Origin of the sequence: Proteus genomosp. 4 str. ATCC 51469, assembly GCF_003144375.1 — a bacterium.
GTDB lineage: Bacteria > Pseudomonadota > Gammaproteobacteria > Enterobacterales > Enterobacteriaceae > Proteus.
Genome location: NZ_PENV01000024.1, coordinates 40,821 through 53,442, shown reverse-complemented (window position 1 = coordinate 53,442; position 12,622 = coordinate 40,821). Strand labels below are relative to the sequence as shown.

General features: G+C 36.6%; 9 protein-coding genes. 5 read left to right on the top strand and 4 right to left on the bottom strand.

The features are described from left to right. From DK866_RS18310 to DK866_RS18295, 4 genes are all read right to left on the bottom strand, one after another. Positions 1 to 1,941, bottom strand: a 1,941-nt coding sequence (locus DK866_RS18310; protein ID WP_162557033.1) for a hypothetical protein, incomplete at its 3' end; no start/stop codon positions are given. Positions 1,942 to 2,094: 153 nt separating this feature from the next. Next, complete coding sequence (locus DK866_RS18305; RefSeq protein WP_109410062.1) at positions 2,095 to 2,961, bottom strand: YjjW family glycine radical enzyme activase; 867 nt, start codon at positions 2,959 to 2,961, stop codon at positions 2,095 to 2,097. Further along, positions 2,933 to 4,474, bottom strand: a complete 1,542-nt coding sequence (locus tag DK866_RS18300) for a YjjI family glycine radical enzyme (protein WP_109410061.1) — start codon at positions 4,472 to 4,474, stop codon at positions 2,933 to 2,935. The genes DK866_RS18305 and DK866_RS18300 overlap by 29 nt, the downstream gene beginning before the upstream one ends. A gap of 231 nt (positions 4,475 to 4,705) precedes the next feature. Beyond that, positions 4,706 to 5,440: a YtjB family periplasmic protein gene (locus tag DK866_RS18295; protein WP_109410060.1), complete on the bottom strand. Its 735-nt coding sequence runs from the start codon at positions 5,438 to 5,440 to the stop codon at positions 4,706 to 4,708. Between the two features lie 109 nt (positions 5,441 to 5,549). Here DK866_RS18295 and serB point away from each other — a divergent pair, with 109 nt between their 5' ends. The 5 genes from serB (at position 5,550) to DK866_RS18270 (ending at position 12,486) form a co-directional block, all read left to right on the top strand. After that, positions 5,550 to 6,527 carry a phosphoserine phosphatase gene (gene serB, locus DK866_RS18290; protein WP_109410059.1) on the top strand — a complete coding sequence of 326 codons (978 nt, stop codon included), beginning with the start codon at positions 5,550 to 5,552 and terminating at the stop codon, positions 6,525 to 6,527. 37 nt (positions 6,528 to 6,564) lie between these two features. Beyond that, positions 6,565 to 7,956 (top strand): DNA repair protein RadA, encoded by a 1,392-nt coding sequence (radA, locus tag DK866_RS18285; RefSeq protein WP_109410058.1) that lies wholly within the window; start codon positions 6,565 to 6,567, stop codon positions 7,954 to 7,956. Between the two features lie 11 nt (positions 7,957 to 7,967). After that, the gene (gene nadR / locus DK866_RS18280; protein ID WP_109410057.1) at positions 7,968 to 9,212 is read left to right on the top strand and encodes a multifunctional transcriptional regulator/nicotinamide-nucleotide adenylyltransferase/ribosylnicotinamide kinase NadR; all 1,245 of its coding nucleotides are present in this window, start codon (positions 7,968 to 7,970) and stop codon (positions 9,210 to 9,212) included. Between the two features lie 385 nt (positions 9,213 to 9,597). Continuing rightward, on the top strand, positions 9,598 to 10,737 hold the full coding sequence (locus DK866_RS18275; RefSeq protein ID WP_109410056.1) for an ElyC/SanA/YdcF family protein: 1,140 nt from the start codon (positions 9,598 to 9,600) through the stop codon (positions 10,735 to 10,737). A 219-nt stretch (positions 10,738 to 10,956) separates the two neighbouring features. Further along, positions 10,957 to 12,486: an alpha/beta hydrolase-fold protein gene (locus DK866_RS18270; protein ID WP_244179726.1), complete on the top strand. Its 1,530-nt coding sequence runs from the start codon at positions 10,957 to 10,959 to the stop codon at positions 12,484 to 12,486. Positions 12,487 to 12,622 lie beyond the last annotated feature (136 nt).

Sequence of the window (12,622 nt, the reverse complement as noted above, 5' to 3'; positions counted from 1 at the left end):
CTCTTTGGTTGTGTCTGGTTGCTCTTTGGTTGTGTCTGGTTGCTCTTTGGTTGTCTCTGGTTGCTCTTTGGTTGTGTCTGTTTGCTCTTTGGTGGTGTCATTTTTCTCTTTAGCCAAGAGTTCTTTTTCTGCCTCTTCTTTATCTTGATCTTCTTTATTTTTATTTATCGCAATACCTTGTTGTATATCAAGAGCTTCTTTGTATACATTGTATTGATATTCGCTGGCTTTTAATTCTGGTGTTAACGCTAATAGCTCAAAATTATTTAAAGTATTCTGTATATTATCGAGTTCATTTTGTGCTAATTCCTCGTTATTTTGATATTGTGTATATTCGCCAATGTACTTATTGAATAAATCAGTATCTTCTAATTTATCTTCTAAACTTAATTTTTTTAAATTTGCCTCTTTTTTTCTTTTTTCAGCAGCTTTTTGTTGTTCTATTAGAGCAAGTCTAATTTTTTCTTTTTCTTTATTTATATCTAAAGCAAGAGCATCTACTTTATTTTTCATAGATGGAAGGTCATTTTTGGCGATTAATTTCTGATAATCTTCATCCATTTGATTAAATTTATCAGTTTCTTTTATCTTCCAACTAACAAATCGCCAGATGTTATCTTTATTATTAGCGACACCAAAAACGACTTTTCCATCACTTGAAATAGCGTGTGCCTCAGATTCTAATTCATTATAATGACTTAAGTTTGGTAGTAATAACGAAGTATCCTTATCTCTAAAATAGATAAATGCATTTCTAGGATATCTTGATTTTAAATCTTGGTTATAATCAACGCTTCTATTGATATCTCGTTTATATCCTTGTTCTGTCCAACCTATAATTGTATTACCATTGTCTGAAATTCCAGTCGCTTCTGAATTATAATAATCATTATTATCTGAGTTTATTTTACTAGGAATAATAGTTTTATTCTCTTTTGTATCATAAATAAAGGCTTGTCGAAGTAATCTTTTTGTACGTTCATATTTATAATTTACTCTTTCTTCTAACCAGCCCACAGCAATGTTGTTTTTGGACATTGCATTTATTTTTGCATCACCATGCTCTGATTTTGAAATAAAATTAATTGTTTTATTAACTGAATCATAAATAAAAGCAGATTTGCTTTCTGAGATAGAGGCGGATTTACTTAAGATCCCATATAAATATTTACCATCAAAGGAAATACCTGTTAATATAGGCTTTCTATTTATAATGTCATCAATAAAATCTAAATTAAGGAAAGATTTAAATCTATTTTTTTCTAAGTGGTTATTTATATCTGTATTTTCAATGTCTTTTAATGATATTGTTTTTTTAGTTTTATTATCATAGATAAGATATGACATTTTATTATAAGGAAGATAACCATTATTAGCTTGTTTTGTAACTTCATAATCTATTGAATAATCGGAATAAAGGCTAAATCTTCCATCTTCGCTTGTAAAGAAATAATTTTCCTTATCATAATAAACATCTTCCTTTGAATTAAACTGGTGAGCTGTTTTTAAATAAGTATCATAGATGAAAAATCGGTTTAACGCATTTCTTTCTTTATTTTCATGATGACTCCCATGAGCTGTAATGTAACGCCCATCTTCTGATAACGAAAGGAAACTTATATTACTATAGTGTTCTATTTCTAAATCTTGAAAATTAATACCAGCATCATAACTTATACTGTTTTTATTGTTGTTGGATAAAATAATAACATTTGAATACTTTGATGAGAATATTCTTGGTGTTGTTCTAGATGATAGCTTTCCGTGATGATAAAAATTATTAGGTAAAATTAAATTATTTTTACTTACTTCATAAAATTCAAAGTTAATAGGAGATGTTTCTATTAACTCAGAAGTAATGTATTTGGAATAACTTAATGAAGGGGTTATAATTAGCGATATAATAATTGAAATATTTAGTTTTTTTCTATTCATAAGCATAAGGAATAGCTCCATCTATTTTGCAGGTTTTGGAAGGTTAATTTGAACAAGCAAACCTGTCAATATTAGAGTGTTTTATTTAAAAAGATTAATTTAAATTATTTCAAATATTATTAATTTCTTAATTGCTTTTATTTCTTTAATATATTTCCATTATGAATATATATTGGGTGTTTTTATTAAATTAACATTTCTTTTATTTAGTTCTTTTTTTAATAAGTTAATGTCATTTTTGTTAGCAGACTGCCAATTTACGGCCTCTCCATAAACACCATGTTGATGGAATGCATTAATACGAATTAATATGGAACCACCAAGTGAATTAATAAACTGGGAGAGTAATTCAATATTTTCTAAATAGTCTGTTTTTTCTGGAATATATAAAAGGCGTAATTCTGTAAGTAGATTATTCTTAGCTAACCATATGATTGATTCTTTTATCCGTTGATTACCTCGACCTGTTAAATAAATATGAGTATCTTCATTCCAACTTTTTAAATCGATCATAGCACCATCCATAAAGGGAGCAATTTTTTGCCAGCCATGAAGAGAAAGAGTGCCATTACTGTCGATTAAACAAGTAAGGTGTTTTAGATCTGGTGCTTCTTTGATTGCTTTAAAATAATCAATCAAAAAAGGTAGCTGTAACGTGGATTCGCCACCGCTTACTGTTATGCCATTAATAAATGCTGAGTATTTGCGTGTAATCGCCATTAGCTCATCAACAGTATAGGTTAATGTCATTGGGCTTGATTGTCGTGGGCATTGCTGAATACAAGTATCACATTGTTCACAACTGGCGCTGTTCCAACTTATCACACCATTTTGTAATGAAAGCGCTTGTTGTGGGCAAGTCGGAATGCAGTCACCACAATTGTCACAGATCCCTATGGTGTAGGGATTGTGGCAATTTTTACAGCGCAAATTACATCCTTGCAGAAAGATGGCCAGACGATTGCCTGGGCCATCTACACAAGAAAAGGGCAGTATCTTATTTATCGAAACGCATCTGCTGTTCATGACTGATAACTCGTGGTTTACGTTCAGCGATATGACAGTTTGCAGTGGCTTCATCACCTAACCAAGTGGTATTAAGGCGGGAGCCTTCTTCTTTGTATTTTTTTAAATCCGATAAACGCACCATATAACCAGTAACACGAACGAGGTCATTACCACCTACATTGGCAGTGAATTCTCTTAATCCAGAGGAGAATGCCCCTAAGCAAAGTTGCATTAGGGCATCAGGATTTTGTTTGATGGTTTCATCAACTGTTAAGATATCGCTAATTCCGGAAGTATAAAATTGATGGTGAGGAGCAACCGTCATTAAATGGGTAACAGGATCTGGCTCTTTACCATAAGGAATGCGAGTTGCAGGGGTTGTGCCAATATCAGAGCTAATGCCCGATTGAGCATGTAACATTGAGCGATGTTTCCAACCATATTTAACAGGTGTATCAGCGACAAATTGTGCTAATTTTTCGCTGATCATATAGCTAAGTTTGTTGGCAGATCCATTATCACCATAAGCAGCTTGCTTGCCTTCTTTTTCAAGTAGAAGTGCTACGGCTTCTGCCATGGCGTAAATACCAAACATTGGCGCAAAACGATCAGGTGAGATTAATCCTTCTTCAACTAAGAAACTCTGTTTAAAGAAATTAGATTTTTCATAGAGAAACTCACAACGGGCATCGATGATCTCAATCTGTTTTTGCATATAAAAAGGCAATACATTATCAAGAAAATCGCGACTATCTTGGCTACGCTGTGCAACCTCTTTAAGATTTATACGCACTAAGGTGCTACCACCACCACTTTGAGGCAGAGAGTTATAACAACTCACAATGCCATATTCATCTTTACCAAATACCGCATCTTGCAACGTACCATTAGCAATATGAGGTTTGCTACTGTGGCAAATATTAGTAATGGCTTGGTGAAGTAAATCTGTTGGTGTTGAATTCGCATCATAAATAAATGTGAGATTAGGAGCGACTTGTTGAAGCTCAACATCCACTTTAAGAATTAAACGTGTAAGAACAGAGTCTTCTGGGCCAATATTGGCGTGCATAAAAGCATCTGGTAGCGTTCTATCAAGATAACGCCAGAAGCGTTTTAATTTAGGGTAAAGTTGTTCTTCAGTTAACTCGCCGATATAAGGCAGTAAAATTTTATCAATACGTCCTAAATAAACAGGCATAGAGGTTACAGAAGGAACATGATGATAAAGGATAGTCAGCATGTTTAAGGCATCGTCAAAATCTTGCGCAGGTTCGAGTTCTAAATAACGAGAACCCTGTGCTAAAAACTTCGCGTAATCAGGCAAGACATAACGCGGTTTATAAGGGGCGTGACCTTCATACATATCACAGATAACCCGTTCATTAAGCGCTTTAGCTGCATCATCAGGAAGTGACGGATAAGGCAACATATTTTCAGCTTCTAACGCCAGAAAATGACGTTTTTGTTCCGGGGAAAGGGTTGGGTTTTCTACGATTTGTTGACAACGTTGGATAACAGATTGTTCAGTCATAACCACCTCAGTACTCAAAGAGCCAGAAAAAGATTTAAAACTTATCTTTTTAGGTTAATGACTTGGTCAGAATTTACCGTGACTTTAAACAAAACCCCTTTAAAGATTAAGGAAATAGCACGAAAATACGCATAAATTAGATATATCTAATTTATAGTTAATTAGATATAAAAAATGAGTTTAGTTAATGATCCACTAAACTCACTAAGTAATTCGTTAAAGAATAAGAAATTATGTTTTATCTATTTTATTATCAGTGTCGTTATTTTCCTCTTTGACACTCTCTTTTGATTCATTTTCTTCATTATTTTCATCTTCACTGTCTTCATCTTCCTCTTTTTCAGTACGAGGCGGTAAATTAGCCGTTAATAAATAGGGCGATTGTTGCCAATGAACGGGAGTTAACTGAAGCAGGTTATGAGAAAGTAAAAAGCCAATGGCGAGCGCAACTAATAGCATCACACGTAATAAATTTGTTGTGTTATCGACTTGGCTTGACTCAGTGACTAACTGGTGAGTATCTAATGTTAGCCTTAAAAATCCCTTCGGTTTATCTTTGCCCGGTACGGGAACAACAAGTTGGTGATTAAAAGAACCACCACTCTTTTGTCCTTCTAGCGCTAATCGCTCTTTAACAGTGACATTTTCACCACTATGCGCTATTTGTGTACCATCTTCTAAATAAAGGCTGGCATCAAGCACCCGACTATTGTGAGTTAGATGATTTAAATTAGCCATAATGAGGGGATTTACGTTATCTTTGCTACTGTCATCCAGATAAGTGGATAAAGAGAACGCAACTTGTTCTGCCAGCGTTTTTGCAAGCTCTTCAAACTGGGTAATACGGGCATGCTGATTAGCACGGCTAAAATAAGACGCGCCCTGCATAAGAAATGCCAATAGTGCGATACAAATCAGTATAATCGCCGTTTTTTGTAGTTTGAATTTTAGTTTGTCTTTAAGCATGTTCATCCTTTTGCGTAAGCAAGTATGTGCATGTTGCCAGATGAGTCAGAGATAGAATAGGCTGAATAACGATTATTTTGTTCAGACAGGGGAAAACAGGAGAATAAGTATGTCAAATAGTCTGACCTATTGCTATTTACCGGATGAAATCCGTAAATGGCCAGGTCTGCCGTTATCACTCAGTGGTGAAGAGGTAATGCCACTAGATTACCGCGCTGGTGATAGTGGGTGGTTACTTTATGGACGTGAACTTGATAAGAAAAGAATAAGTGAGTTCCAACATAAATTAGGTGTGGCAATCGTAGTGGTTTCTTCATGGCGTATTGATGATTACCAAGTTGTGCGTATTGCAGGTAGCCTAACCCGTAGAATTCGCCGTTTATCTGATGAATGTGGCCTAGATGTCGTTCCACTAGGTGAAATCCCTCGCTTGCGTTCTCCTGGGCTTTTAGTGATGGACATGGACTCAACGGCTATTCAAATTGAGTGTATTGATGAAATCGCCAAACTTGCGGGAGTGGGTGATAAAGTTGCAGAAATAACAGAACGCGCTATGCAAGGTGAAATGGATTTTAGCGAAAGCTTAAAACTCCGTGTTGCTGAACTTAAAGGAGCCGACGCTTCTATTTTGCAAAAAGTGATGGATGATTTGCCTCTTATGCCGGGGTTAACGAGCTTAGTGCGCAAACTTCAGGCGATGGATTGGCATATTGCTATTGCATCAGGCGGCTTTACTTATTTTGCAGACAACCTAAAACAAAAATTACGGTTAGTGTCTGCTGTTGCTAATCATCTTGAAATTAAAGATGGCAAGCTAACAGGTAAAGTCAAAGGCACTATTGTTGATGCAAAATATAAAGCACAAGTGCTTGCGCGTTTAGCTAAAGATTTAGAGATCCCAATGGAGCAAACCATTGCCATTGGTGATGGCGCAAACGATCTTAAAATGTTGAGAAAGGCAGGACTGGGCATTGCCTATCATGCAAAACCAAAAGTGTATGCTCAGGCAAAAGTGGCTATTCGTCATGCCGATTTAATGGGTGTGATGTGTATTTTAAGTGGTGGTTTAAAACACGAAGAGCGTTAAACACGTTTTTTAGAATTGTTATCGTAGGGAGAGAAGTGTGGCAAAAGCAGCAAAAAGAGCCTTTGTATGTAATGAATGTGGTGCAGATTATCCTCGTTGGCAAGGGCAATGCTCGGCTTGCCATGCGTGGAATACAATTACAGAAATTCGTCTTGCTGCCGCCTCTTCCTCCCGTAATGAACGCTTTAGTGGCTTTGCGGGGGATGCTAAAGGTGTTAGTCGTGTTCAAAAGTTATCGGAAATTAGCCTTGAAGCATTACCCCGATTCTCCACAGGATTTAAAGAGTTTGACCGAGTATTAGGTGGTGGCGTTGTTCCCGGAAGTGCCATTTTAATCGGGGGAAGTCCCGGCGCAGGTAAAAGTACTTTATTACTACAGACTATGTGCCGTTTAGCTACTGAAATGAAAACGCTGTATGTCACGGGTGAAGAGTCGCTACAACAAGTCGCTATGCGCGCTCATCGATTAGGTTTACCGACAGCAGAACTGAATATGTTGTCAGAAACCAGTATTGAGCAAATCTGTTTAATAGCTTCACAAGAAAAGCCTAAATTGATGGTGATTGACTCTATTCAAGTGATGCATATGGCGGATATTCAATCTTCACCGGGCAGTGTTGCTCAAGTACGTGAAACGGCTGCTTATCTGACTCGTTTTGCTAAAACCAATGATGTTGCCATTATTATGGTAGGTCATGTAACAAAAGATGGCACTTTAGCTGGGCCGAAAGTGCTAGAACACTGTATTGACTGCTCTGTTATGCTTGACGGCGAAACAGACTCTCGTTTTCGTACCTTACGTAGCCATAAAAACCGTTTTGGTGCCGTTAATGAATTGGGTGTCTTTGCTATGACAGAGCAAGGATTGCGAGAAGTGAGTAATCCTTCTGCTATCTTTTTAAGTCGAGGAGATGAGATCACATCAGGCAGTTCTGTGATGGTGGTATGGGAAGGAACAAGGCCTTTATTGGTTGAGATCCAAGCATTAGTTGATCACTCGATGCTATCAAATCCACGCCGTGTGGCTGTGGGGTTAGAGCAAAATCGCCTTGCTATTCTACTTGCTGTTTTACACCGCCATGGCGGATTACAAATGTCTGATCAAGACGTTTTTGTCAATGTGGTAGGAGGGGTTAAAGTCACAGAAACCAGTGCTGATTTAGCCTTGTTATTATCATTAGTATCGAGTTTTCGTAATCGTCCTTTACCACGTGATTTAGTGATATTTGGTGAAGTCGGCCTTGCGGGAGAAATTCGACCTGTACCGAGTGGGCAAGAGCGTATTGCAGAAGCAGCAAAACATGGTTTTAAACGAGCCATTGTACCGAGTGCAAATATGCCAAAGAAAAATCCACCGGATATGAAAGTGTATGGTGTGAAAAAACTGTCAGATGCATTATCTGTTCTTGATGATTTAGAAGACTTCTAAAGGAGTTAATTATGGGACCTTTTGATTATATCAAACAGGCTATCAGAAAAAATGGATACACCTTACAACACGTTGCTGATGAAAGTGATATGACAAAAGGCTATCTTAGCCAATTGATTAATAATAAAATCAAGAGCCCCAGTGCGCAAAAAATGTCGGCATTACACCAATTCTTGGGGCTAGAATATCCAGTCAAAAAGAAAACAATTGGTGTTATTTTTGGTAAATTTTATCCTCTTCACACAGGGCATATTTATTTAATTCAACGTGCTTGTAGCCAAGTTGATGAACTACATGTGATCCTCTGTCATGACGAACCTCGCGATAAGAACCTATTTATCAATAGTGCGATGTCACAGCAACCAACTGTTAGTGATAGATTACGCTGGTTATTGCAAACTTTTAAATATCAAAAAAATATTCGTATTCATGAATTTGATGAGCATGGTATTGAGCCACAACCCCATGGTTGGGAAATGTGGAGTGAAGGGATCAAAACCTTTTTGCGTGAAAAACAAATTGCACCTGATTTTATCTATACCAGTGAACGTGATGATGCGGATCAATATAATGCTTTCTTAGGTATTGAAACGATATTGATTGATCCAGAACGCTCATTTATGAATATCAGTGGTAGTCAAATTCGCCAAGCACCTTTTAAATATTGGGAATATATTCCAACAGAAGTTAAACCCTTCTTTGTGCGCACCGTGGCTATTTTAGGCGGTGAATCTAGCGGTAAATCAACATTGGTCAATAAGCTTGCCAATATCTTCAATACAACCAGTGCATGGGAGTATGGTCGCGATTATGTTTTCTCTCATTTAGGTGGAGACGAGATGGCATTACAATATTCGGACTACGATAAAATTGCATTGGGACATGCTCAATATATTGATTTTGCTGTTAAATATGCCAATAAAGTGGCTTTTATTGATACGGATTTTGTGACTACTCAAGCATTTTGTTTACGTTATGAAGGTAAAGAACACCCTTTCGTACAGGCACTTATTGATGAGTACCGTTTTGATTTAGTGATTGTTTTAGAAAATAATACGCCATGGGTAGCGGATGGTTTACGCAGTTTAGGCAGTGATAAAGATCGTCGACTCTTCCAAACTTTACTGATGGAAATGCTAGATAAAAACAATATTGAGTATATCAAAGTTAACTCACCTGATTATGATGAGCGCTTCTTAAGTTGCGTTGAATTAGTCAGAGAATTATTGATGATGCAATCAAAGCATATTGAGTAAATACATAAATATAAAACGCCTTAAGGGGCGTTTTATATTTAAGGATAAAAATAATCACTGATCTCAAAACTCAACATTTTCCTCTCAGAGTAAATTCCTTTTATTTATTATTCTTTGCCACTGATGCACTATCAGAACAAAATCACTTACCAAAAGATAAAAATATATAAAAAAATCTGTCAAATAAGCTATCTACGTAATAATGCTATTTTTTTCAATAAGGTGAAAAAGGTTACTGAAAATTAATGTAGGGATCTCTATTATAGATAGCAGGTATAGATTTATCGGTGTGTATTTCTTTTGCCATTAGGTGTGAGGAGTCACACTCTCTATCTTCATTCGTTCAAGTGAAGATGCAGACTATTTTTCGTAAAAGGACAAGATAATGGCGCAACCTTCCTGTGTTTCACATCGTATTAAGAAAACGGTCATTTCGTTAGCGATTGCTGCTTTAGGTTTTACTGTCTCATCAACTGCATTGGCTTATCAAAAAGTCCATCAACCAGATAATAGTTATCAGCAATATGTTTCTCAGCGTCAAACAGTCGATAGCTTGATCCAAGATGCGTTAGATGCCTTTAAATCTCCAGCACGAGTGTCAGATGCAGGATTTACGGGAAAATTGCCATCAAATATGGAAATAGTGGCGCAAAAACTGCAACAAGCTTATAAATTAGAACCTTATCGTCTCGATTTATTATTTAGCACCGCAAGTGCTTATATCTATAACAATGATGTTCCTCGCGCGATTACTATTTATAAGCAGATTTTAGAAGCAGCTCCTGATGATATTGATGCGCTAATTTATGTCACTTCATGGACTCGTTTCGAAGGAAAAGATAAAGAGAGCGAAGCATATTTCAATAAATTGAAATCATTAAATCCAGCTAAAGCTGAAGAGATTAGTCGCTTTTTTGCAGAGATTGATCGCGTAAGTAAAATGCCTTTAAGTGATAAATTGACACCGGCAGATTTGGCAAAACTAAATAAAACCAAAGATAACAACGCGATTGTGACATTGGGTTATGCTTTAAATCCCGATGGCACAATGAATAAGATTTTAATTGAACGTTTAAATAAAACTTTAGAAGTGGCTAAACAATTACCTGAAGCTATGATTGTCGTTACGGGAGGCGTGCCAAAAGCACATCAAACGGAAGGTAAATTAATGGCGGATTGGTTGGTGAAAAACGGTATTGCACCAGAGCGTATTTTCCAAGAAAACTATGCCCGTACAACCGTCGAAAATGCATTATTTAGCCGTTATGCTTTAACCAAACATCGTATTAAAACAGCCGTTATTATTAGCTCTGGTAGTCATGTTCGTCGTGCCGATGCGATTTTCACGCTTGCAAGCTGGCAAAGTGGCCCAAGTGACATTACTTATTTAACCGTTGTTGCACCAGATAAGCCATTAGCTGAATTACAAAAGGCAAGTAAATCAGATATACAAGGCATTTATCGTGATGGCTTAAAAGCATTAGGGCTATGGAGTTTCCGTAGCTATCCACTAGAAGAGCGTTAATGGGAGCGTTTTAACGTTAATTAGTTTAGAAAGGAAATCTCCTCAATAACCAAAATGATTGGGGAGGTTTTTATTATTTTTTACTGAGGCACTAAATTTATTATAAATTTGTACACGCTTAATTTTTATTGAATTGATAACAGTTATCATTACTATTGATTCTCACAATAGTTAATAATGAGAAATAAAGTGAGAATTCCTCTGATGATATGTGCATTGATGGCCTCTTTTCCCAGCTTTGCAAGTTGCTTAGCAGTAACTGAAAATAAAGAAATGACAGGTCAGTTTGATAACAACAATACGTTGTGTTTTACCGCTCATTTAGAAAGCCAACGTTATGTTGAATTAAACGTAAAAGGGATACAAAACTTACGGTTAGAGACACAAAACGGCACTCATATTCGTAGTTTGTTAAAGGATATTCCCGCTGATGGACAACAGAAAGTACGCTTTCTATTACCTGAAACGGCAAATTATCAATTAGTTGCACAAGGTGAAGCTAAAAAGCAGTGGCAATTCATGCTAACAACACAACCTTATCAACCGTTAGATAAAAATGCTGGTATTGCACCAACTAGCCCTCGTTTACAAACGCTCGCTAAACAACTTGATCAAAAAAATATTCAGGCATTTTGGCAACAAATACGCCAAGAAGGTGCTCCTCTGATTGAGCCTTATGATCATGATAAAAAGCGAGTCACCTTTCTATGGCAAGGTGCCAAAAAGAATGTTTATTTATTGGGATCACCTGATGGTAATCATGATCCGTTAACGAATTTAGCGAATAGTGATATTTGGTATCGCAGTTATATCGTGCCTAACGACACATTAATGCAATATAAATTAGCGCCTGATGTACCTGTTATTGAAAACTCAGAGCCTTTTGAACAACGTCGCGCGATTTTAACCACGGCACAAGCCGATCCGTTTAATTCCCAAAATTCACCAAGTCAATCTGAAGATATCTATAATCACTTTTCGTTATTGTCGTTAGACAGTAAGCGTGAATGCCAATTGCCCGATATTCTTGATAGAACAATGAAAGGCAAGACGGAGATTGTTCGTTTTCACAGTGAGATCTTAAATAATGATCGTGAAATCGCACTTTATCAGCCAGCCCAAAAAATGGAAATACCGCGGATCTTGGTCTTATTTGATGGTCAAACTTATCGTCGCCAATATGGTATTGATAAGTTTTTTGATAAACAGATCGAGGAAGGAAAATTGGCACCGATGATGATCCTATTTGTTGATAGTATTGATAGTGATCGCCGTAGTGTTGAATTACCACCAAATCCTGATTTTTATCGTTTCTTGGCTGATGAATTATTTGTTTGGCTAGAAAAAGAGAAAGGTATTCACATATCAGGAGAAGAAACGATTGTATCAGGCTCAAGTTATGGTGGATTAGCGTCTTCATGGGTCGCATTTAATCGCCCTGATCGCTTTGGTAAAGTGCTGAGTATGTCTGGCTCTTATTGGTGGGCGCCAGAAAATGAAGAGCCTGAATGGCTTATTCGACAATTTGAGCAAGCAGATAAAAAACCATTACAGTTTTTCTTAGAAGCTGGGCTATTTGAAAGTCGTGGTGATAAAGGAGGAATTTTAAATAATAATCGCCACTTGAAACAGGTTTTAGAACAAAAAGGCTATCCTGTTCAATCACTCGAAATGGCCAGTGGGCATGATTATATTTCTTGGTGTGAAACACTGTATTTGGGCGCAAAAGCATTAACACAAGAAAATTAATATTTTTAAATCCGATCTCAATACAAGAGAAGCTTATACATGAGAATACACTGTATAAGCTTCATTTTTGTCACCAACTTGTCATAAAGCTGTCATCAAAATCGCTTTTACTCTTCATTTCTTTGTCATTTAACTG